The following is a 21,749-nucleotide window of genomic DNA, read 5'->3' as shown; positions in this document are numbered from 1 at the left end:
CACACGGCACTGTAGACAGACGCCAACGCACAGCGATGGGCCCGGAACTCGATACGTGTTTCGGGCCCATCGCCGTATCGGTACGGGCCCTTCATCGACAGTAGGAGTTTCACACGTGCCCAAGGTCAGCGAAGACCACCTGGCGGCCCGCCGCAGCGAAATCCTCGACGGCGCGCGTAAATGCTTCGGAGAGTTCGGCTACGAGGGTGCGACCGTACGGCGCCTCGAGGAGGCAACCGGCCTGTCCCGCGGTGCGATCTTCCACCACTTCAAGGACAAGGACGGGCTCTTCCTGGCTCTCGCACAGGAAGATGCGCGCCGTATGGCCGAGGTTGCCGCGACGCAGGGTCTGGTTCAGGTGATGCGCGACATGCTTGCGCAACCGGACCAGTTCGAGTGGCTCGGAACGCGGCTCGAGATCACCCGTCGACTACGAACCGACAGCGATTTCCGCGCCAGCTGGGCCGAACGGTCGGCAGAGCTCACCGACGCAACCCTGGGCCGACTGGAACGCCAGAAGACGGCGGGAAAACTGCGCGACGACGTCCCCAACGACGTCCTGGCCGACTACCTGGACCTGGTGCTCGACGGCTTGGTCGCCAGAATCGCGTCGGGTCATGGAGGGTCGAACCTGTCGGCCATTCTCGATCTGGTCGAAGAATCGGTGCGCAGACCCGATCAGGCCAGCTGAATCAATTCGAGGTAGTCCTGCGACCAGTGGTCCTCGGTACCGTCGGGGAGCAGAATCACCCGCTCGGGTGACAGCGCCTCGGCAGCGCCGGGATCGTGCGTGACGAGGACGACGGCACCCTTGTAGCTGCGCAGGGCGTCGAGCACCTGTTCCCGCGAAATCGGGTCCAGGTTGTTGGTCGGTTCGTCGAGCAGCAGCACGTTCGCGGCCGAGGACACCAAGCCGGCGAGGGCAAGGCGAGTCTTCTCACCGCCCGAGAGCGTCCCGGCGGGTTGCTCGAGCTGCGGGCCGGTGAACATGAACGCGCCGAGCAGTGACCGGAGTTCCTGTTCGCCGGTATCGGGTGCCGCGTGTCGAATGTTCTCCCATACCGACGCGTGGTCGTCGAGAGTGTCGTGCTCCTGAGCGAAATATCCGACGCGCATACCGTGACCCGGCTCGATTTCTCCGGTGTCGGCCTTCTCGGTACCGGCGAGGATTCTGAGCAGTGTCGTCTTGCCTGCACCGTTGAGCCCGAGTACGACTACGCGACTGCCACGGTCGATGGCCAGGTCCACGCCGGCGAAGATCTCCAACGATCCGTACATTTTGGTCAGGTTCTTCGCCATCAGCGGTGTCTTGCCACACGGAGCGGGCTCGGGGAAACGGATGTGCGCAACCTTGTCCGACACTCGCTCCGCGTCCAAATTCGCCATCAGCTTGTCCGCGCGCTTCGCCATGTTCTGTGCCGCAACGGCTTTGGTGGCCTTGGCCCCCATCTTGGCGGCCTGGACCCGCAGTGCGCCGGCCTTCTTCTCCGCGTTGGCACGCTCGCGGCGGCGACGCTGCTCGTCGGTCGCGCGGGCGTCGAGGTACTTCTTCCAGTTCATGTTGTAGATGTCGGCCTCACCGCGTACGGCGTCGAGGAACCACACCCGATTCACCACGTCACCGAGCAATTCGACATCGTGGCTGATGACGATGAGTCCGCCCTCGTGGCTCTGGAGGAATCCCCGCAACCAGGTGATGGAGTCCGCGTCGAGGTGGTTCGTGGGCTCATCGAGCAACAACGTGGTGTTCGAGCGACCGCCACTGCCGTCGGACGCGGCGAACAGGATGCGTGCCAGTTCGACGCGGCGACGCTGACCACCGGACAACGTCCTCAGCGGCTGCGCGAGGATGCGATCGGGCAAGCCCAGGCTGTTGCAGATTCGCGCCGCCTCGCTCTCCGCCTCGTATCCGCCGAGAGACGCGAACCGTTCTTCCAATTCGCCGTACTTGCGGACGGCCTTGTCGAGCAGTGCTTCGTCGGCAACCTCGGCCATGAGTGCCTGCTGCTTCTCCATCCGGTGCAGCAGCGTATCGAGACCACGGGCAGACAACACCCGATCCTTGGCCAGCACGTCGAGGTCGCCCTCTTTAGGGTCCTGCGGCAGATACCCGAGGTCTCCCGTTCGGACGACCTCACCGGCGTACGGCTCACCCTCACCGGCCAGGATCCGGAGCGTGGTGGTCTTGCCTGCCCCGTTTCGACCCACCAGGCCGATGCGGTCACCGGCCTGCACGCGGAGCGCGGGCCCCTCGGTGGACAGAAGGGTCCGCACACCGGCACGAACTTCCAGGTCGGTGGCGGTGATCACGCGTGTGCTCCTAGCGATTGCCGAACAAGATCGTTACCCGTCGACCGACGGGCGAACAGTGGTGCGCCGTACGACGGCGCAGTAAACCCTCATTTTAGCTCAGCATCGTCGTGCCCTCACCCAGGAACGACGGTGACACCGGTAACGTCTGATCGATGACCGACGCCTCCGAAACAGTCACCCGACGCAGCGCACCGATTGCCGACCTCACCGGACGTACCGCACTCGTCACCGGCGGCAGCCGGGGCATCGGCAGGGCGATCGCCGCAGAGCTGCTCGCTCGCGGCGCGAACGTCGCCATCACCGCCCGCAAGCGTGAACCTCTCGTGGCGGCCGCAGCAGAACTGGGTGATTCCGTGCTCGCGCTGGACGGCAACGCAGGCGATCCGGAACATCGACGCAGCGCAGTGACGCAGACCGTCGAGACTTTCGGTTCGCTGGACATCCTGGTGAACAACACCGGCATCAACCCCGTGTACGGCTCCCTCATGGACGCCGATCTGACCGGCGTGAGCAAGATCTTCGAGACGAACGTCGTCGGTACGCTCGGCTTCGTCCAGGAGGCGTTCCGGGGCTGGATGGGCGAGCACGGCGGCGCGATCGTCAACATCGCCAGCGTGGCCGGCATTCGATCCACCGGCGTGATCGCGGCCTACGGTGCGTCCAAAGCCGCCCTGATTCGGCTCACCGAAGAACTGGCCTGGCAACTGGGACCCGCCATCCGCGTCAATGCCGTCGCACCGGGTGTCGTGAAGACGAAATTCGCAGAGGCGCTGGTCGCCAACGGAGAAGATGCAGCAGCGGCCGGCTACCCCATGAAGCGTCTCGGAACCCCGGAGGACGTGGCCGCGCTGGTCGCGTTCCTGGTCTCGGACGCGTCGTCCTGGATCACCGGCGAGACCGTGCGGGTGGACGGTGGTCTGCTCGCCACCGGCGGAATGTGAACGATTTCTCGGCCGATGTCGCGGTCGTAGGTCTCGGTCCTGCCGGGCGGGCAGTCGCTCACCGGTGTGCCGCAGCCGGCCTCGATGTGTTGGCCCTCGATCCTCACCCGTCGCGCACCTGGACGCCGACGTACTCGGCCTGGGCCGACGAGCTGCCGTCGTGGTTACCCGACACCGCAATCGCCTCCACCGCGCGTCGACCCGCGGTGTGGACCGATCGCCACCGGATCATCGATCGCACCTACTGTGTGCTCGACACCGGTGCGCTGCAGAGCACTCTGACTTTGGACGGCGTGCGAGTGGTGGCGGGCACGGCCGTCGACGTCACCGGAACTCGCGTGACCACAGCGGACGGGACGATCGTCGATGCGCGTCACGTCGTCGATGCCCGCGGGACACTCGATTCACGAGACCTCGCGCAACAGACCGCGTACGGGATAGTCGTCGAACGTCACCGCGCCGAGCCGATCCTCGAGGGCTCCGACGCCTGGTTCATGGACTGGCGCACCGACAACGGTGCGTCACCCGGGCAAGCACCCTCGTTCCTGTACGCCGTCGCGCTCGATGCCGAGCGCGTGCTGTTGGAGGAAACCTGTCTTGTCGGTCGCCCTCCGCTCGGCCTCGATGTTCTCCGTACGCGCCTGCACCACAGGCTTTCCCAGCGGAATCTCGAACCCACCGGGCACGAAGACGTCGAGCGAGTGCGCTTCTCGGTCGAACCGCCGCCGCGATCGCACACCGGCCGAGGCGGTCCGGTGTTGTTCGGGGCGCGTTCGAATCTGATGCATCCGGCTACCGGATACAGCGTCGCCGCGTCACTGGCCTCGGCCGATCATCTGGTGGACCGGTTCCGCAACGGCAGACCGGGACCTCGCCGCGCGGTCGATACCTGGACGGTGCAGAAGCTACGCAATCTGGGACTGCGGACCGCGCTGAGCCTCGAGCCCGAGATGGTGCCACAGTTCTTCGCCAGCTTCTTTTCGCTCCCGGTCGAACTGCAGCGCTCGTACCTGTCCGGGCATGACGACGCGATCGGAACGATGACCGCCATGCTGAAAATGTTTCCGACGCTTCCGGTCTCGGCCAGGCTCGCCATCGCCCGTACCGTCGTCCACGTTTCCTGAACCGCCTGACTTTCCGGCCAACGGTCGACACGCGGGTGCCCGGTCGGCGATCATGGACAGATGCGCAGCATATGGAAGGGCTCGATAGCCTTCGGACTCGTCAATGTCCCGGTGAAGGTCTACTCGGCCACCGAACAGCACGATATTCGTTTCCATCAGGTGCACGCGAAGGACGGCGGTCGAATCAAGTACGACCGCATCTGTCAGGAATGTGGAAAATCGGTCCAGTTCGCCGACATCGACAAGGCGTACGACTCCCCCGACGGCGAGCGCGTGATTCTCACCGACGACGACTTCGACAAGCTCCCGGCGGCAGAGAAGCACGAGATCCCGGTTCTCGAATTCGTACCTACGGAGCAGATCGATCCGATCCTGTACGACAAGAGCTACTTCCTCGAGCCGGACTCCGCGTCCCCGAAGGCGTACGTGCTGCTGCGCGAGACCTTGGAAGAGACCGAACGCACCGCGCTGGTGCACTTCACGCTTCGGCAGAAAACTCGACTGGCCGCACTGCGCGTGCGCGACGACGTACTGGTGATCCAGACGCTGCTGTGGCCGGACGAAGTCAGAGCGGCCGAGTTCCCCTCGCTCGAGGACGCGCCGTCCGCGCGCCCGCAAGAGGTCAAGATGGCCACCTCACTGGTGGAAAGCATGTCCTCGGAATTCGACCCCACCGAATACACCGACGATTACCAGATCGAACTGCGCAAGCTCATCGACGAGACGCTGGCCAACGGTGGCGAGAAGGTGATTCACACCGAGGCCGAGAAGGACGACGAAGGCGAGGACGCCGAGGTCGTGGATCTTGTTGCGGCGCTGCAGCGCAGTGTCGAGGCGGCCGGCAAGAACGCCAAGACGGGATCGTCCAAAGCCGAGGACTCGACTGCGGCGAAAAAGACCACCGCCCGTAAGGCACCTGCAAAGAAGGCCGCGGCAAAAAAAGCTCCGGCGAAAAAGACCGCAGCCAAGAAATCGGCTTCGGCTCGGAACCACGACTCGAAGGACTCCGAAGCGAAAGGTGCCTGACGGCACCCGCCGTCGGATCAGACGGTGAAGCCGAGCGCCCTGAGCTGCTCGCGACCATCGTCGGTGATCTTGTCCGGACCCCACGGCGGCATCCAGACCCAGTTGATCTTGAGGTCGGCGGCCAATCCGCTGCGCACCAGTGCGCCGCGGGCCTGATCCTCGATGACATCGGTCAACGGGCAGGCCGCTGATGTCAGCGTCATGTCGACCGTGACGATGTCCTCGGCGTCGATCTTGATGTCGTAGACCAATCCGAGGTCGACGACGTTGATCCCGAGCTCGGGGTCCACGACGTCGCGCATCGCTTCTTCGAGGTCTTCGAGAACCTTGATCTCGTCCGCGGTCAGTGCGACCGGCGTGGCGTCCGCCGGCGTCGTATCAGTTGCATCGGTCATGATTGTTGTCCTCCGGAAAGTGCCGACTGGGCCTCTTCGCCCGTCGTAGCTGTCGAATCTGCGTCCACTACTTGAACAACCGCGTCCTTGAAAGCCATCCAACCCAGCAACGCGCACTTCACCCGAGCCGGATACTTGGCCACACCCGCAAACGCGATGCCGTCACCGATGACATCCTCGTCACCCTCGACGGTACCTCTGCTGCCGACCATTTCGCTGAACGAATCCACGGTCTTCAACGCGTCCTCGACCGACAATCCGACCACCTGATCGGTCAGGACCGACGTCGCGGCCTGACTGATCGAGCAGCCCTGGCCGTCGTAGGAGACGTCTGCAACGGTGCCGTTGTCCACGTGCACCCGCAGAGTCACCTCGTCGCCACACGTGGGGTTCACGTGGTGTACCTCGGCACCGAACGGCTCGCGCAGTCCGCGGCCGTGCGGATGCTTGTAGTGATCGAGGATCACTTCCTGGTACATCTGTTCCATCCGCATCAGGCGGGTCCCTCCTCACCGTTGCGGTCGGTACCGAAGAAGGATTGCGCGCGGCGAATCGCGTTGGCGAGCACCTGCACTTCCTCGACGGTGTTGTACAACGCGAAAGACGCGCGCGCGGTCGCTGCCACGCCGAAGCGCCGGTGCAGCGGCCATGCACAGTGATGCCCGACGCGAATGGCCACGCCCTCGTCGTCCAGGATCTGGCCGAGATCGTGTGCGTGGATACCGTCGACGACGAACGACACGGCCGAGCCACGGTCGACATTCCCCGTCGGGCCGATCACGCGCACACCGTCGATCTTCGCGAACTCGGCGAGAGTTGCTGCGACCAAGGTCTTTTCGTGAGCCGCGACAGCGTCGATACCGATGTTCTCGAGGTACCGGACGGCGGCACCGAGTCCGACGACCTGCGAGGTCATGGGTACACCGGCCTCGAAGCGTTGCGGCGGAGGCGCGAACGTCGTTTTCTCCATCGTCACGGTCTCGATCATCGATCCGCCGGTGATGAACGGCGGCATCGCATCGAGCAGTGCAGCTTTGCCGTACAAGACACCGACACCCGACGGACCCAGCATCTTGTGACCGGAGAAGGCGGCGTAGTCGACGTCGAGGTCGTGGAAGTCGACCTTCATGTGCGGCACCGACTGGCACGCGTCCAGTACGACCAGTGCGCCCACCGCTCGGGCTCGACGTACCAACTCTTCGACGGGAGCAACGGCACCGGTCACGTTGGACTGGTGGGTGAACGAGACGACCTTCACAGCGGACGACAGTTCCAGCGAGTCGAGGTCGATTCGACCATCGTCGGTGACGCCGTACCAGCGCAGAGTCGCGCCGGTACGGGCCGCAAGCTCCTGCCACGGAACGAGATTGGCGTGGTGCTCGAGTTCGGTGACGACAATTTCGTCGCCGGGGCCGAGATGGCGATCGAAGCGTTGATCGGCCAGAACGTACGTGACGAGATTGAGCGATTCGGTCGCGTTCTTGGTGAAGACGATCTCGTCGACGTCTGCGCCGACGAACGACGCGATGGCCGCCCTGGCTCCCTCGTATGCGTCGGTGGCCTCCTCGGCCAGTTGATGCGCCCCACGATGCACAGCAGCATTACAGGTGGTGAGGAACTCGCGTTCGGCATCGAGTACCTGCACCGGTCGTTGGGAGGTTGCGCCGGAATCCAAATACACCAACGGCTTTCCGTCGCGGACGGTGCGCGAGAGGATGGGAAAATCGCGGCGAACGGCAGCGACATCGAACGATGCCGCCACCGCCACAGCTGCCGGTGCAGCCATACTCATGCTCCGGTGGTCGCGGCCTGCGTGTAGCCGGCGTAGCCGTTGGCCTCGAGCTCGTCGGCCAGCTCGGCACCGCCGGACTTGACGATCTCACCGTTGACGAAGACGTGCACGAAATCGGGCTTGATGTAGCGGAGAATGCGGGTGTAGTGCGTGATCAGCAGCACTCCACCGTTTTCGCGTTCCTTGTACTTGTTGACGCCCTCGGACACGACGCGCAGAGCGTCGACATCGAGGCCGGAATCCGTCTCGTCGAGGATCGCGATCTTCGGCTTGAGCAAGCCCAGCTGCAGAATCTCGTGACGCTTCTTCTCGCCGCCGGAGAAGCCTTCGTTGACGTTGCGCTCGAGGAAGTTCGGCTCGATTTCCAGCTCGCTCATCGCGGTCTTTGCTTCCTTGACCCAGTGCCGCAGCTTGGGAGCCTCACCGCGCACTGCAGTGGCAGCGGTGCGGAGGAAGTTCGACATGGAGACGCCGGGGACCTCCACCGGGTACTGCATGGCCAGGAACAGACCGGCGCGGGCGCGCTCGTCGACGCTCATCTCGAGAACGTCTTCACCGTCGAGGGTGATGGTGCCCGAGGTGACGGCGTACTTCGGGTGACCGGCGATGGCATAGGACAAGGTGGACTTGCCGGAGCCGTTGGGACCCATGATGGCGTGCGTTTCACCGGACTTCACGGTCAGGTCGACGCCCTTGAGGATGTTGATGGGCTCCGCGGTCGTATCGGAGTTCGCGACGCTGACGTGCAGATCGCGGATTTCGAGTGTGGACATCTTGAGGTTCCTTTGTGCTGTCGAGAAAGGTTCGGGTGAGAGCTACGCGCCGACGACGGCGAGTTCGGTCTCTATGGCCGCGTCCAAGCGCTCGCGTACGGCGGGCACCGGAATCTTGTCGATGATCTCGTGGAAGAAGCCGCGCACCACGAGACGTCGAGCGACCTCCTCGGAGATACCGCGAGCGCGCAGGTAGAACAGCTGCTCGTCGTCGAACCGGCCGGTGGCGCTGGCGTGGCCCGCTCCGACGATCTCGCCGGTCTCGATCTCGAGGTTCGGTACCGAATCGGCACGAGCCCCGTCGGTGAGCACCAGGTTTCGATTGAGCTCGTAGGTCTCGGTTCCCTCGGCTTCCGCGCGAATGAGAACGTCGCCGATCCACACCGTGTGCGCATCGTGCTTGCCCGGGCCCACTTCGCCCTGCAGCGCACCCTTGTACATCACGTTCGACTTGCAGTGCGGAGCCGAGTGATCCACGAGCAGCCGCTGCTCGAGATGCTGGCCGGCATCCGCAAAATAGACACCGAGCAGGTTCGCGTCGCCGCCGGGAGCGCTGTAGCGCACCGTCGGGCTGATGCGCACCAGATCGCCGCCGAGGCTGACGTTGTAGTGGCGCAACACCGCATCGCGTCCGAGCAGCGCATGATGCGCCGCCACGTGCACGGCGTCGGACTGCCAGTCCTGGATGAGCACGACGTGCAACTGCGAGCTGTCGCCCAGCACGAACTCGACGTTCTCGGCGTACGTGCCGCTGCCACGCTGATCGATCACCACAGTGGCGCGAGCGAACGTCCCCAGACGAATCTGGACGTGTCCGTAGGCCACGTGGTCGACGCCCGGTCCGTCGATCGTGATCTCGATCGGCTCCGCCACCTCGACCTCGTTCGCGACACTGACGATCGTGGCCTCGGTGAATGCCGAATATGCCTGTGCGGCAATACGATCGGCGGGTACGCCGGCCTTGCCGAGTCGCTCGTCGTCGCGCCCGACGGTCTCCACGACCACCCGATCGGCAGCCCCGACGGTGACCTGAGCGGCACCGTCGGCGACTGCTGAACCGTCGTGCAGGCCACGGAGGCGACGCAGCGGGGTGAAGCGCCACAACTCGTCACGACCGGACGGGATCTCGAACGCGTTCACGTCGTAGGACGTGAACTGCATTCCCTTGTTCTCGACCAACTTCGACTTGTCTTCCTTGGCGGAATCCGGGTTCTCGGATGCGACGGCACCCATGACTCCGGTGACGGGGTTGTTCACTTATCCGACCGACCCTTCCATCTGCAACTCGATGAGCCGGTTGAGCTCGAGTGCGTACTCCATCGGCAGTTCGCGAGCGATGGGCTCGACGAAACCGCGGACCACCATTGCCATCGCTTCGTCCTCGGTCATACCGCGACTCATCAGGTAGAACAGCTGATCGTCGCTGACCTTCGAGACGGTGGCCTCGTGACCCATCGACACGTCGTCCTCACGGATGTCGACGTACGGGTACGTGTCCGACCGACTGATCGTGTCGACCAGCAACGCATCGCACTTGACCGTCGAACGCGAGCCGTGAGCGCCCTTGTTGATCTGAATCAGACCGCGGTAGGACGTCCGGCCGCCACCACGGGCGACGGACTTGCTGACGATGTTCGACGACGTGTGCGGTGCCAGGTGCAGCATCTTCGAGCCGGTGTCCTGGTGCTGATCGGGTCCTGCGAACGCGACGGAGAGAACCTCGCCCTTCGCGTACTCGCCGGTCATCCACACAGCCGGGTACTTCATCGTGACCTTGGAGCCGATGTTGCCGTCGACCCACTCCATCGTCGCGCCGGCCTCTGCCTTGGCACGCTTGGTGACCAGGTTGTAGACGTTGTTCGACCAGTTCTGGATGGTGGTGTAGCGGCACCGACCGCCCTTCTTGACGATGATCTCCACCACGGCGGAGTGCAACGAATCCGACTTGTAGATCGGCGCGGTGCAACCCTCGACGTAGTGCACGTAGGCACCCTCGTCGACGATGATCAGCGTGCGCTCGAACTGACCCATGTTCTCGGTGTTGATCCGGAAGTAGGCCTGCAGCGGGATGTCGACGTGGACGCCCGGCGGGATGTAGATGAACGATCCACCCGACCACACCGCGGTGTTCAGCGCGGAGAACTTGTTGTCGCCCGCGGGAATGACGGTGCCGAAGTACTCACGGAACAGCTCCGGCTGCTCCTTGAGCGCGGTGTCGGTGTCGAGGAACAACACACCCTGAGCCTCGAGATCCTCACGGATCGAGTGGTAGACGACCTCGGACTCGTACTGAGCGGCGACACCGGAGACCAGACGCTGCTTCTCGGCCTCGGGGATGCCGAGCTTGTCGTACGTGTTCTTGATGTCCTCGGGCAGGTCTTCCCACGTCGCAGCCTGCTTCTCGCTGGAACGAACGAAGTACTTGATGTTGTCGAAGTCGATGCCGTCGAGGTTGGAACCCCAGTTCGGCATGGGCTTGCGATCGAAGGTCTTGAGCGCCTTGAGGCGTGCCTCGAGCATCCACTCGGGCTCGCTCTTCTTCTCGGAGATGTCGCGGACGACGGCCTCGGAGAGACCGCGCTTGGCGCTTTCGCCGGCTACGTCCGAATCGGCCCAGCCGTATCCGTACGTGCCCAGCGAGGCAATGGTCTCGTCCTGGGTCAGCGGCGCGGTGGGTGTCACCTGGTCTGGTGTGACGGTCATGCGGGCTCCTTCCGGAGGCGTGGGCGTTCTCCGACACGGGGCTGTGCGTCGGAAGTCTTCTTGTCGGAACTATCGGTACTCGGGTGTTCGGTTCGGTCGGTCGTGAACCGGTTCACGGTCAACGGCACATGCGTCGTGCACGCGCAGTTGCCGTTGGCAATGGTCGCCAGACGCTGGACATGCGTGCCCAGGATCTCGGCGAACGCAGTCTGTTCCGCCTCGCACAGCTCCGGAAACTCCGAAGCGACGTGCGACACCGGGCAGTGGTGCTGGCAGATCTGCACTCCATTACCCACCTGACGGGTGGTCGCAGAGAATCCGGCGGCACTGAAGGCGTCGGCGATTCGCTCGGCTGCGTCCTCGACGGCATGCGCGTCGGAACCCGTGGCCGGTTCGACGTCGGCCACGATGGTGTTCACCCGCTGCCGGGCGAACGTCTCGATGGCTGCGTCTCCACCGATCTTGCGCAGTTGCCGCATGGCGGCACCGGCGAGATCGTCGTAGGTATGGCCGAGCCGATTTCGTCCAGCGGCAGTGAGCTGGAAGTACTTGGCCGGTCGACCTCGGCCGCGCTGACGCGCGCCGGCAGGAGTGGTGACGCGGGCCTCGCCGGCATCGATGAGGGCATCGAGATGCCGTCGGACACCTGCTGCACTCAACCCGAGCCGAGTGCCGATGTCGGAGGCCGTGATGGGGCCCTCTTCCAGCAGTAGAGTGACCACCGCGCCCCTGGTCTGTCCTTCGGGAAGCGAGGTCTGTCGAACCGACGGCGCGCCTGCGCCGGCGGTCGAGGAATCGACGCTCCCCGGACGCGCGAACGTGCTCTCGGTTGTTTTCACAACACCAGTGTGACGGAATTGTTTTCCCTGGTCCACCAAGGGTGCCCTATGCCGGGTGCAACACTCGTCACGTGTCGGCCGGGAGGACGGTGCGGGCGTCGGCCATGAGCACAGCTACGCTCCCATTGTGTCATCGACCGACAGTGAGCAGAGCTCCGAACGCTCACGTTCCACGGGCAGAGCACGTCGACCGACCGGTACCGACGACTCGACATCGACGCTCGTACAGGCTCTTCGCCGGTACGTCGTGGCCCCCGCACGACGGGTCATCGGACTGGAACCCACTCCACCGGGCGGCGTGGTGGCCACCCTGCACGGAGACGAGCAGGAAGCGCCCGGCCTGAATCCGGCGGAAACGGTTCAACTGCGGACCATTCGCCGCTTCGGTGCAGCGGGTGCACTACTGATGACGATCGGTGCCCTCGGCGCCGGAGCGCAACCGGTGCTGCAGAATCCCGTCGCCGGAGTTCGATTTCTGAGCCTGCCGTCCCGCATGGCCAGCTCTGCCCTCACCGTCACGATGACCGGCACCGTCATCGTGGTCATCGCCTGGTTGTTGCTCGGCAGGTTCGCCCTCGGCCGGACGCGATCGGGAAACATCCCCCGGCGTCTCACCAGATCGCAGATGGACCGCACGCTGCTGCTGTGGATTCTGCCACTGTGTGTTGCGCCACCGATGTTCTCGCGGGACGTGTACTCGTATCTGGCGCAGAGCGAGATCACCGCACGCGGACTCGACCCCTACGAAGTCGGTCCCCAGACTGCACTCGGGGCCGACAACGTTCTGACCCGAACGGTGCCGAACATCTGGCGCGAGACGCCTGCGCCGTACGGTCCCCTGTTCCTGTGGATGGGTCGCGGAATCACATACCTGACCGGTGAAAACATCGTCGCCGGCATCTTTCTGCACCGACTTCTCGCGCTGGCGGGCGTCGCGCTGATCGTCTGGGCCCTGCCGCGGCTGGCTCGCCGCTGCGGAGTGGCCTCGGTCAGTGCGCTATGGCTCGGTGCCGCGAACCCGCTGCTGCTGTTCCATCTGGTGGCCGGAATTCACAACGAGGCCCTGATGATCGGGCTCATGCTCGCCGGCACCGAACTCGCGCTGCGAGGCGTCGAACGCTCGGGCGCGATGCGAAGAACCGACATCGCATTCCTCGTCGGCGGAGCGGCAGTCATCGCACTGTCGTCGACGATCAAGATTCCATCGCTGATCGCCCTCGGCTTCGTGGGCATGGCGCTGTCGAGGCGGTGGGGCGGGACCCTGCGATCCGTGGTGTACGTGGCAGTCCTCCTCGGCACGATTGCCGTCGCAGTACAGGTTGCCGTCAGTCTCGGTAGCGGACTCGGATTCGGATGGATCAACACTCTGGGCACTGCGGGCGTCGTACGAAGCTGGATGTCGATCCCCACGATCCTGGGATTGGGCACCGGATTCGTGGGCGTACTGCTCGGCCTCGGCGACCACACCACCGCCGTGTTGGGTCTGACCCGTCCGATCGCGGCCGTCGTCGCCGGCGTCATCGTCGTCCGCATGCTCATCGCAGTCCTGCGCGGGCGATTGCATCCGGTCGGCGCGCTCGGCGTGGCTCTGGGCGCGGTGGTGTTGCTGTTTCCGGTGGTGCAACCGTGGTACCTGCTGTGGGCGGTGATTCCGTTGGCCGCCTGGGCTACCACGCCGTCGTTCCGTCGACCGGCAATCGCCTTCTCGTCTTTGGTCAGCGTCATCTTGATGCCGAACGGCAGCGAGTATCTGCCGTTCCAGATCGTTCAGGCCGCAGTGATGACGATCCTGACCATCGCCGTCCTGTATCTCCTCACGCGAAACCGTATGCCGTGGCCCACACGCAGCCGACCACCGGCACGCGACCGCGGCGCCGACGAATACGCTGAGTCCTCGTGATCTCCGGGACGTCCACAGCGTCGCAACCTGTCGTGCAACTCAACGACGTGCGCAAGTCCTACGACGGCGTCACCGCAGTCGACGGCCTCAGCCTCGACATCGGCCCGGGCGAGGTCCTGGCACTCCTCGGTCCGAACGGTGCAGGCAAGACCACCACCGTCGAGATGTGCGAAGGATTCGTCGTCCCCGACAGTGGGTCGGTCCGCGTACTCGGGCTCGACCCCATCACCGAGTCGGCGCAACTGAGGCCTCGAATCGGCGTCATGCTCCAGGGCGGCGGCGCGTATCCCGGTTCCAAAGCCGGTGAAATGCTGGGCCTCGTCGCGTCGTATTCGGCCGATCCGCACGATCCGGCCTGGCTGCTCGAGTGCCTCGGACTCACCTCGGCCGTCCGCACTCCGTATCGGCGGCTGTCCGGTGGACAGCAACAGCGACTCGCACTGGCGTGCGCCATCGTCGGGCGCCCCGAACTGGTGTTTCTCGACGAACCCACTGCCGGTCTCGACGCTCAGGCCCGACTGCTGGTGTGGGAGCTGATCGATGCACTGCGGCGCGACGGCGTGGGCGTGCTGCTCACCACGCACCTGATGGACGAGGCCGAGCAGCTGGCGGACCGGTTGACGATCATCGACAACGGCCGCGTCGTGGCGTCCGGTTCGCCGTCGGAACTGACCAAACAGGGTGCCGAGGGCCAACTGCGGTTCACCGCTCCCCCTGGTCTCGAACTGTCGATGCTCGACGCGGCGCTGCCCCCGGGTTACGTACCGTCGGAACCGACACCCGGGTCCTACGTGGTCGCGGGTGTGATCGAGCCACAGATATTGGTGATCGTCACGTCCTGGTGCGCCCAACAGGACGTCCTCGCCACCGAGTTGCAGGTCGACCAGCGCCGCCTCGAGGACGTGTTCCTGGAATTGACCGGTAGAGAATTGAGGAAGTGACGGTGCGCAGAGAAGCCCGGCTCGCCGACAACCGATTCGAGACAGGTCTGTTCGCGCCTCGTCCACAACCGGCGTCGGCGTCGCGCATGCTGTTCGCGCAGACGCGTCTCGAACTGAAGTTGTTGCTGCGCAACGGCGAGCAGTTGCTGCTGACGATGTTCATCCCGATCACCTTGTTGATCGGGCTCACTCTCCTGCCGTTCGGTGCATTGGGTGATGACCGAGTTGCTCAGGTGGTACCCGCAGTGATGATGGTGGCCATCATGTCGACGGCGTTCACCGGCCAGGCGATCGCGGTCGGCTTCGACCGACGCTACGGCGCGCTGAAACGCCTCGGCGCTACGCCACTTCCACGCTGGGGAATCATCGGCGGCAAATCCGCTGCAGTCGTGATAGTCGTGATTCTGCAGTCGGTTCTGCTCGGCTCCATCGGCGTGGCTCTCGGTTGGCGTCCGGCAACAACGGGCCTGTTGCTCGGTGCGGTGATCATCGCTCTCGGCACCGTCACCTTCGCGTCCATGGGATTGCTGCTCGGCGGCACGTTGCGGGCGGAGATCGTGTTGGCACTGGCCAACATCGCGTGGTTCGTGATGCTCGGCATCGGCAGCGCGGTATTCGTCGACGACCAGATTCCCCAGGGTGTGCAGAACGTTGCGCGCATCGTTCCGTCCGGAGCACTCGGTGAGGCTTTGAGCCGAGGCGTTGCGTCGTCGTTCGATGTGTTCGGCGTGGTCGTGCTGCTGGTGTGGGCCGCGGTCTGCAGCACCCTCGCGGTCCGCACCTTCAAATTCACCTGACGCAGGCTCACCACCCAACGACGCTGTGTAGTTGATCGGCGTTTACCATCGTGGTGTGCTGTACAGAGCGTTCTTGCGCGTCGTCGATCTTCTACCACTGCCCTCGCTTCGTGTGCAGCGAATTCTGGCGTTCGTTGCGATCGTCACCCAGGGCGGCATCGCCGTGACCGGCGCGGTGGTCCGAGTGACCGGCTCCGGGCTCGGCTGCCCCACCTGGCCGCAGTGCTTCCCCGGGAGCTTCACTCCCGTCGGAGTGTCCGAGGTCCCCGTGCTGCACCAGGCCGTGGAGTTCGGCAATCGACTGCTGACCTTCGTAGTGGTCCTCGCGGCGGCCGCCATCGTCATTGCGGTCACCCGCGCCCGGCGGCGCCGCGAGGTGCTGTTCTTCGCATGGCTGATGCCGCTCGGCACCGTCGTACAAGCCGTCATCGGCGGATTCACCGTGCTGACCGGACTGCTGTGGTGGACGGTCGCCGTGCATCTCGTCGTCTCGATGGCCATGGTCTGGTTGGCCACGCTGCTGTACGCCAAGGTGGGCGAGAGCGACGCGGCAACCGCATCGACCCCCACCGTCCCGGCCGCACTGCGGGCTCTCGTCGGCTTGTCCGGGGTGGCCCTGACCGCGGTACTGATCGCGGGCACGATGGTGACCGGAGCCGGTCCGCACGCCGGAGACAAGAGCATCGAGGAACCCGTCCCCCGTCTCGGGATAGAGATCGTGACGCTCGTGCACGCGCATTCCCAGTTCCTGGTCGGCTACCTGGCCTTGCTGGTCGGGCTGGGATTCGCGTTGTATGCAGTGCATGCGCCGACCGTGGTCAAACGCCGGTTGCAGGTTCTGATCGCGCTGGTGCTGGCGCAGTCGCTGATCGGACTGGTGCAGTACTTCACCGGTGTTCCCGCAGTCCTCGTCGCATTTCACGTCGCCGGAGCGGGTGCCTGCACTGCTGCGACGGCAGCACTGTGGGCTGCCTGCCGCACCCGCGGCCCGGTCGAGACCGCACCCGTGGAGAACATCGAGGGCGTAGCCGTCGGCTCGTGACGCTCGGTCCTGCTTCGAGCGAGGTGGAGGGGCAGCCGACCTCCCCCTCAGATGGCCGACTGCCTCTCCACTGACTTCGACGCACCGGGTTCCAGGATGGTTCCCGCCGAATCGAACAAATTTCGGAAGCTTCTCGCGCTCAGACGATCGCCTGGTTGCGGGCCTTGGGGAACTTCTTCTGGCCGGCGACCCACCCGGCCATCTTCTCGTAGTGGCCCGGTGCCGGATTGACCGAACTGACCAGCTCGCGGTCCCATTCCCCCTCGGTCAACTCGTCGAACCTGTCGACGATCGCGTGTGCCATGGCCGTGGACGGAACCACCTGATCTCCGAGCACCCCATCGGCACCGACCAATGTCAGTCGCGTCCCGGCCCGGCCGACCGGCTGGATTACGACCTGAGCGGAATTACCGTGCTCGGCGAGAAAGCTCTTCACTGCCGCCAGCGTTCCCTTGGGAACTTCGTTCGACGTGTTCTTCTCGATGCCCGCACTGTCGATTTCGGTAGCCATGCAGACACGATACCGAGGTCGTCCAAGCTCGACGCATCGACCCGTCGAGTCGTTACTGATCAGTAACTTCGCCGCCCCGATCGATGCATGCCGCGTCCGGGTGCCGTAGCGCGAGCACTGACGTGTAAAACGGTGTGCATGCGTGCCATTCGAGTAGACAACACCGGCGGTCCCGAGGTCCTGACGATCGTCGAGATGCCGACACCGACGCCGGGACCTGCACAAATTCTGGTGAAAACGGACGCCATCGGCATCAATTACATCGACACCTACTTCCGGCGGGGCATGTACCCACGCGAGCTGCCGTACGTTCCGGGCGACGAGGGTTCCGGAGTGGTTCAGGAAGTCGGCGCGAACGTCACGCAGTTCGCTCCAGGAGATCGCGTCGCCTGGGCTGCCGCGCCGGCAAGCTACGCAGAATTCGTCCTGGTGGACGAATCTGCTGCCATTACCGTCCCCGACGGCGTTCCAGCCGACCAGGCGGCATCGGCGCTGCTGCAGGGCATGACGGCGCACTATCTGCTCGAATCCACGTACCCCGCCCAGCCCGGTGAGACCGTGCTGGTACATGCGGGAGCGGGCGGCGTCGGACTCATGCTGACGCAGCTTGCGGTGGCCAAGGGCGTGAACGTGATCACGACGGTGTCCACGGACGAGAAGGCCGAACTCTCGGCACGCACCGGTGCAGCACACGTACTCCGCTACGACGACGACATCGCCGCACGCGTTCGCGACATCACCGACGGCGACGGGGTTCACGCGGTGTACGACGGTGTCGGTGCGGACACGTTCGAGGCCAGCCTGGCCTCGCTTCGGATACGAGGCACGCTTGCCCTGTTCGGGGCCGCCAGCGGCCCGGTGCCGCCCCTGGATCCGCAGCGTCTCAACGGTGCCGGTTCCCTGTTCCTCACCAGACCCACGCTCGCGCATCACATACGGGACCGAGCCGAGCTGGAGTGGCGGGCCGGCGACGTCTTCTCAGCGATAGCGAGTGGCACGCTCACCGTGCTGGTGGGCGCTCGCTACGCACTCGAGGATGCGGCGCAGGCCCATATCGACCTCGAGTCACGCACAACGACAGGGTCCATCGTTCTGGTTCCCTGAAAGCCGACTCTCGGCGAGGGCGCGCTCAGGAGAAGATCTGAGCGAGCGTGTTCCAGCCGAGTACGGAGTCCACGGCCAGGCCGCAGAACACGAGGGCAAGGTACTCGTTGGAGAGAATGAACAGCTTCAGCGGTTTGACCGGAGTTCCGGCTCGGACTCCCGCGTAGAGGCGGTGAGCCACGACCAGGAACCACGCTCCCGAAGCCACGGCCACGACGGCGTAGACGACGCCGGAGCCCGGTGCCAGCGCAAGAGTGGCGGCGACGGTGGCCCAGGCGTAGAGCACGATGTGCTTGGTGACCTTGGTTTCCGAGGCCACGGCCGGCAACATCGGCACGTTCGCGGCCTGGTAGTCCTCCTTGTAGCGCAACATCAACGCCCAGGTGTGGGGTGGGGTCCACAGGAAGATGACCAGGAACATCACCAGCGCCTGCCAGCCGATCGTGCCGGTCACGGCGGACCAACCGATCATCACCGGCATACAGCCGGCCGCGCCGCCCCACACCACGTTCTGCGAGGTGCGCCGCTTGAGGATCAGGGTGTAGACGAAGATGTAGAAACAGATCGTCACCACCGCGAGCACGCCGCTGAGCAGGTTGGTCGTGGCCCACAACCAGAAGAACGAGAACACGCCGAGCACGAGACCGAAAACCAGCGCATGCGAGACAGGCATCGCACCACGAGCAAGCGGACGCTTCTCGGTCCGCTTCATGACCTTGTCGATGTCGGCGTCGACCACCATGTTCAGAGTGTTGGCACTGGCGGCGGCCAACATGCCGCCGAAGAGCGTGGTCAGGATCAGCCAGGGATCGACGTTGCCTCGGTCGGCCAACAGCATTGCCGGGATCGTGGTCACCAGAAGGAGCTCGATGACCCGGGGCTTAGTCAGCGCAACGTACGCGAGGACGAGTGCGAACGCTCTGCGCGGGGCAGACGACTGCGGGGCGGTCTGCGCGGACTCGCTCTGGTCGTCTGCTCCGAATCCGGGGCCGCCGGCGAATCCGTGTCCGCCCGGCTGCTGCCCAATTCGCACTGCGTCTCCTCGCACGACTGTTCATTCTCTGGCGCTCGGCCACTTGCTCACGCGCCAGCGGCACGCGGGTTCACTCTGCACGACGACCGTGGACGCCAACGCGCACGTCCGATCGTCCCGATTCGAACCAACTGCGATCGGCACACGTGCACTACTACAGACGATGGTAGACGGCAGGGTTTGCACGTCCAATTCGCAGGGCACCCAAAGTGAGGAATCAGTCGTCTGCGACCGACCCGCGCACACTCGGCCGGGGGAAGGCACGACAGTAGCGGCGGACGGAACTAGGCTGGTAGGGGACGTCCTTCGGCACCGACTACGTTCGCGCCTCACGCAGGCGCTGTGCAGTTGCTGCCGAGCGACGACTCCTCGGAGCCACAACTCGAACGAATGTCAGGAGATTTCTGCTCGTGTCGATCACAGACGATATTGACGTCCTCACCACAGCGCACCACCCGAGCGACTGGACGGACCTGGACACCCGAGCGGTCGACACCGTTCGTGTCCTGGCAGCGGACGCAGTGCAGAAGGTCGGTAACGGCCACCCCGGAACCGCGATGAGCTTGGCTCCCCTCGCCTACACCCTCTTTCAGCGCACCATGCGTCACGACCCCACCGACACGCACTGGATCGGTCGCGACCGTTTCGTACTCTCGTGCGGCCACTCGAGCCTGACCCTGTACCTGCAGCTCTACTTGGGTGGTTTCGGCCTCGAACTCGCTGACATCGAGGCATTGCGGACCTACAAGTCCAAGACGCCCGGCCACCCCGAGTTCCGCCACACCGACGGCGTCGAGATCACCACCGGCCCGCTCGGACAGGGTCTGGCCTCCGCTGTGGGCATGGCGATGGCATCGCGCCGCGAGCGTGGCCTGTTCGATCCCGAACCTGCGCTCGGTGAAAGCCCGTTCGACCACTTCATCTATGTGATCGCCTCCGACGGCGACATCGAAGAGGGCGTCACCTCCGAGGCGTCGTCGCTTGCCGGCACGCAGCAGCTCGGCAACCTGATCCTGTTCTACGACGACAACAAGATCTCCATCGAGCATGCGACCGACATCGCGTTGTCGGAGAACACTGCGGCCCGGTACGAGGCCTACGGCTGGCACGTGCAGGTGGTCGAGGGCGGCGAGAACGTGACCGCGATCGAAGAAGCCATCGAGGCCGCCAAGGCCGTCACCGACAAGCCGTCGATCATCGTGCTTCGCACCATCATCGGGTTCCCGGCCCCGACGATGATGAACACCGGTGCGGTCCACGGTGCCGCCCTGGGCGACGAGGAAGTGGCGAAGGTCAAGCAGGCCCTGGACTTCGACCCGTCCAAGACCTTCGAGGTCAGTGACGAGGTCATCGGACACACCCGCAAGCTCCAGGAGCGTGGCCACAAGGCCCACACCGAGTGGACGACGCAGTTCGAGGAGTGGGCCGCGCGCGAGCCCGAACGCAAGCAGCTGCTCGATCGGCTGCAGCAGGGCACGCTGCCCGAGAACTGGACCGACGTGCTGCCTACGTGGGAGCCCGGCAGCAAGGCCGTCGCGACGCGTGCGGCCTCCGGCGAGGTACTCAATGCGGTCGGCCCCGTGCTGCCGGAACTGTGGGGCGGCTCGGCCGACCTCGCAGGCAGCAACAACACCACGATCAAGGGTGCCAAGTCCTTCGGCCCCACCTCGATCTCCACGGACGACTGGGACGCCGAGCCCTACGGCCGCACGCTGCACTTCGGAATTCGTGAGCACGCCATGGGCGCGATCCTGTCCGGCATCGTCATGCACGGACCCACCCGCGCCTACGGCGGCACGTTCATGCAGTTCAGCGACTACATGCGGCCGTCGGTCCGCCTGGCCTCGCTGATGGACATCGACCCCATCTACGTATGGACCCACGACTCCATCGGCCTCGGCGAAGACGGCCCCACGCACCAGCCGGTGGAACACCTCGCGGCACTGCGCGCCATTCCGAACCTCTCGGTAGTGCGTCCCGGTGACGCGAACGAGACGGCGTTCGCATGGCAGGCCGTGCTGGCCAGGTCGAGCAGCAGCGGTCCCGTCGGTCTGGCTCTGACGCGTCAGGGAATTCCGATCCTGGAAGGCACCAGCTTCGAGGGTGTGTCGAAGGGCGGGTACATCCTGTCCGAGTCCTCCAAGTCGGCCCCCGACGTCGTCCTGATCGGTACCGGTTCCGAGTTGCAGTACGCGGTCGAGGCTCAGAAGCAACTCGAGGATCAGGGCATCGCGGCACGTGTGGTGTCCATGCCGTGCGTCGAGTGGTTCGAGAGTCAGGACCAGAACTACCGAGACCAGGTCCTTCCGCCGACCGTCAAGGCGCGGGTGTCCATCGAGGCCGGTATCGCCATGCCGTGGTGGAAGATCGTCGGCGGTTTCGGCGAGATCATTTCACTCGAGCACTACGGCGAATCTGCCGATGCGGCAACGCTGTTCCGCGAGTTCGGCTTCACCGCCGACGCCGTCGTCGCGGCCGCGCAGCGCTCCATCACCAACGTGAAGGGATAATTCGA

The 21,749-nt window shown here is 64.8% G+C and carries 20 protein-coding genes; 10 read left to right on the top strand and 10 right to left on the bottom strand.

Annotation, left to right across the window (positions count from 1 at the left end; all coding sequences use genetic code 11):
- The first annotated feature begins 115 nt into the window (after positions 1-115).
- Positions 116-691 (top strand): TetR/AcrR family transcriptional regulator, encoded by a 576-nt coding sequence (locus ACFI9K_RS13860; protein ID WP_222094827.1) that lies wholly within the window; start codon positions 116-118, stop codon positions 689-691.
- On the opposite strand, the gene ACFI9K_RS13855 is transcribed toward ACFI9K_RS13860, so the two are convergent.
- On the bottom strand, positions 679-2,310 hold the full coding sequence (locus ACFI9K_RS13855; protein ID WP_462664009.1) for an ABC-F family ATP-binding cassette domain-containing protein: 1,632 nt from the start codon (positions 2,308-2,310) through the stop codon (positions 679-681). The two genes, ACFI9K_RS13860 and ACFI9K_RS13855, sit on opposite strands and share 13 nt — an antisense overlap.
- A 155-nt stretch (positions 2,311-2,465) precedes the next feature.
- On the opposite strand from ACFI9K_RS13855, the gene ACFI9K_RS13850 reads away from it, so the two are divergent.
- The 3 genes from ACFI9K_RS13850 to ku are packed head-to-tail and all read left to right on the top strand — an operon-like array spanning position 2,466 to position 5,404.
- Positions 2,466-3,254 carry an SDR family oxidoreductase gene (locus ACFI9K_RS13850; protein WP_462664008.1) on the top strand — a complete coding sequence of 263 codons (789 nt, stop codon included), beginning with the start codon at positions 2,466-2,468 and terminating at the stop codon, positions 3,252-3,254.
- Positions 3,251-4,378 (top strand): lycopene cyclase family protein, encoded by a 1,128-nt coding sequence (locus ACFI9K_RS13845; protein ID WP_462664007.1) that lies wholly within the window; start codon positions 3,251-3,253, stop codon positions 4,376-4,378. Before ACFI9K_RS13850 ends, ACFI9K_RS13845 begins: the two co-directional genes overlap by 4 nt.
- Before the next feature lie 60 nt (positions 4,379-4,438).
- Complete coding sequence (gene ku, locus ACFI9K_RS13840) at positions 4,439-5,404, top strand: non-homologous end joining protein Ku (protein ID WP_462664006.1); 966 nt, start codon at positions 4,439-4,441, stop codon at positions 5,402-5,404.
- Positions 5,405-5,421: 17 nt separating this feature from the next.
- Here the strand turns inward: ku and ACFI9K_RS13835 are convergent, their stop codons facing one another.
- Genes ACFI9K_RS13835 through ACFI9K_RS13805 form a run of 7 tightly spaced genes read right to left on the bottom strand, consistent with a single transcriptional unit; the run spans position 5,422 to position 11,789 of the window.
- Positions 5,422-5,799 carry a metal-sulfur cluster assembly factor gene (locus tag ACFI9K_RS13835; RefSeq protein ID WP_462664005.1) on the bottom strand — a complete coding sequence of 126 codons (378 nt, stop codon included), beginning with the start codon at positions 5,797-5,799 and terminating at the stop codon, positions 5,422-5,424.
- Entirely contained in the window at positions 5,796-6,293 is a 498-nt protein-coding gene (gene sufU, locus ACFI9K_RS13830; RefSeq protein ID WP_462664004.1) for a Fe-S cluster assembly sulfur transfer protein SufU, read from the bottom strand. The genes ACFI9K_RS13835 and sufU overlap by 4 nt, the downstream gene beginning before the upstream one ends.
- Positions 6,293-7,585 (bottom strand): cysteine desulfurase, encoded by a 1,293-nt coding sequence (locus ACFI9K_RS13825; RefSeq protein ID WP_462664003.1) that lies wholly within the window; start codon positions 7,583-7,585, stop codon positions 6,293-6,295. Before ACFI9K_RS13825 ends, sufU begins: the two co-directional genes overlap by 1 nt.
- A 2-nt stretch (positions 7,586-7,587) precedes the next feature.
- Complete coding sequence (gene sufC, locus ACFI9K_RS13820) at positions 7,588-8,364, bottom strand: Fe-S cluster assembly ATPase SufC (protein WP_222094834.1); 777 nt, start codon at positions 8,362-8,364, stop codon at positions 7,588-7,590.
- A gap of 42 nt (positions 8,365-8,406) precedes the next feature.
- Positions 8,407-9,597 (bottom strand): Fe-S cluster assembly protein SufD, encoded by a 1,191-nt coding sequence (sufD, locus tag ACFI9K_RS13815; RefSeq protein ID WP_462664077.1) that lies wholly within the window; start codon positions 9,595-9,597, stop codon positions 8,407-8,409.
- Positions 9,598-9,621: 24 nt separating this feature from the next.
- Complete coding sequence (gene sufB / locus ACFI9K_RS13810; protein ID WP_462664002.1) at positions 9,622-11,067, bottom strand: Fe-S cluster assembly protein SufB; 1,446 nt, start codon at positions 11,065-11,067, stop codon at positions 9,622-9,624.
- The gene (locus ACFI9K_RS13805) at positions 11,064-11,789 is read right to left on the bottom strand and encodes a helix-turn-helix transcriptional regulator (RefSeq protein WP_462664076.1); all 726 of its coding nucleotides are present in this window, start codon (positions 11,787-11,789) and stop codon (positions 11,064-11,066) included. Before ACFI9K_RS13805 ends, sufB begins: the two co-directional genes overlap by 4 nt.
- A 364-nt stretch (positions 11,790-12,153) precedes the next feature.
- Here ACFI9K_RS13805 and mptB point away from each other — a divergent pair, with 364 nt between their 5' ends.
- Genes mptB through ACFI9K_RS13785 form a run of 4 tightly spaced genes read left to right on the top strand, consistent with a single transcriptional unit; the run spans position 12,154 to position 16,586 of the window.
- A complete protein-coding gene (gene mptB, locus ACFI9K_RS13800; protein WP_462664075.1) occupies positions 12,154-13,806 on the top strand; it encodes a polyprenol phosphomannose-dependent alpha 1,6 mannosyltransferase MptB in 1,653 nt (550 codons plus the stop codon).
- Positions 13,803-14,747, top strand: a complete 945-nt coding sequence (locus ACFI9K_RS13795) for an ABC transporter ATP-binding protein (RefSeq protein ID WP_462664001.1) — start codon at positions 13,803-13,805, stop codon at positions 14,745-14,747. The genes mptB and ACFI9K_RS13795 overlap by 4 nt, the downstream gene beginning before the upstream one ends.
- A gap of 2 nt (positions 14,748-14,749) precedes the next feature.
- Positions 14,750-15,544 carry an ABC transporter permease gene (locus tag ACFI9K_RS13790; RefSeq protein ID WP_462664074.1) on the top strand — a complete coding sequence of 265 codons (795 nt, stop codon included), beginning with the start codon at positions 14,750-14,752 and terminating at the stop codon, positions 15,542-15,544.
- A gap of 55 nt (positions 15,545-15,599) precedes the next feature.
- Positions 15,600-16,586: a COX15/CtaA family protein gene (locus ACFI9K_RS13785; protein WP_462664000.1), complete on the top strand. Its 987-nt coding sequence runs from the start codon at positions 15,600-15,602 to the stop codon at positions 16,584-16,586.
- 139 nt (positions 16,587-16,725) lie between these two features.
- Here the strand turns inward: ACFI9K_RS13785 and ACFI9K_RS13780 are convergent, their stop codons facing one another.
- Positions 16,726-17,097, bottom strand: a complete 372-nt coding sequence (locus tag ACFI9K_RS13780) for a hypothetical protein (RefSeq protein ID WP_462663999.1) — start codon at positions 17,095-17,097, stop codon at positions 16,726-16,728.
- Positions 17,098-17,235: 138 nt separating this feature from the next.
- Between ACFI9K_RS13780 and ACFI9K_RS13775 the strand changes: the two genes are divergently transcribed.
- Positions 17,236-18,201 carry a quinone oxidoreductase family protein gene (locus ACFI9K_RS13775; RefSeq protein WP_462663998.1) on the top strand — a complete coding sequence of 322 codons (966 nt, stop codon included), beginning with the start codon at positions 17,236-17,238 and terminating at the stop codon, positions 18,199-18,201.
- 25 nt (positions 18,202-18,226) lie between these two features.
- On the opposite strand, the gene ACFI9K_RS13770 is transcribed toward ACFI9K_RS13775, so the two are convergent.
- Positions 18,227-19,234, bottom strand: coding sequence for a heme o synthase (locus tag ACFI9K_RS13770; RefSeq protein ID WP_462663997.1), 1,008 nt, complete (start codon positions 19,232-19,234; stop codon positions 18,227-18,229).
- Between the two features lie 410 nt (positions 19,235-19,644).
- Between ACFI9K_RS13770 and tkt the strand changes: the two genes are divergently transcribed.
- Positions 19,645-21,744, top strand: a complete 2,100-nt coding sequence (tkt, locus tag ACFI9K_RS13765; protein WP_462663996.1) for a transketolase — start codon at positions 19,645-19,647, stop codon at positions 21,742-21,744.
- The last annotated feature ends 5 nt before the right edge of the window (positions 21,745-21,749 follow it).

This window comes from Rhodococcus sp. PSi06 (genome assembly GCF_054960675.1).
This window is presented reverse-complemented; position numbering and strand designations above follow the sequence as displayed.

What these genes read in the sequence shown, in the direction of transcription:
- ACFI9K_RS13835 (WP_462664005.1), bottom strand. Translation starts at nt 5,799, where the DNA reads ATGACCGATGCAACTGATACGACGCCGGCGGACGCCACGCCGGTCGCA.
- sufC (WP_222094834.1), bottom strand. Translation starts at nt 8,364, where the DNA reads ATGTCCACACTCGAAATCCGCGATCTGCACGTCAGCGTCGCGAACTCC.
- ACFI9K_RS13775 (WP_462663998.1), top strand. Translation starts at nt 17,236, where the DNA reads ATGCGTGCCATTCGAGTAGACAACACCGGCGGTCCCGAGGTCCTGACG.
- ACFI9K_RS13850 (WP_462664008.1), top strand. Translation starts at nt 2,466, where the DNA reads ATGACCGACGCCTCCGAAACAGTCACCCGACGCAGCGCACCGATTGCC.
- sufB (WP_462664002.1), bottom strand. Translation starts at nt 11,067, where the DNA reads ATGACCGTCACACCAGACCAGGTGACACCCACCGCGCCGCTGACCCAG.
- sufD (WP_462664077.1), bottom strand. Translation starts at nt 9,597, where the DNA reads ATGGGTGCCGTCGCATCCGAGAACCCGGATTCCGCCAAGGAAGACAAG.
- ACFI9K_RS13825 (WP_462664003.1), bottom strand. Translation starts at nt 7,585, where the DNA reads ATGGCTGCACCGGCAGCTGTGGCGGTGGCGGCATCGTTCGATGTCGCT.
- ku (WP_462664006.1), top strand. Translation starts at nt 4,439, where the DNA reads ATGCGCAGCATATGGAAGGGCTCGATAGCCTTCGGACTCGTCAATGTC.
- sufU (WP_462664004.1), bottom strand. Translation starts at nt 6,293, where the DNA reads ATGCGGATGGAACAGATGTACCAGGAAGTGATCCTCGATCACTACAAG.
- ACFI9K_RS13780 (WP_462663999.1), bottom strand. Translation starts at nt 17,097, where the DNA reads ATGGCTACCGAAATCGACAGTGCGGGCATCGAGAAGAACACGTCGAAC.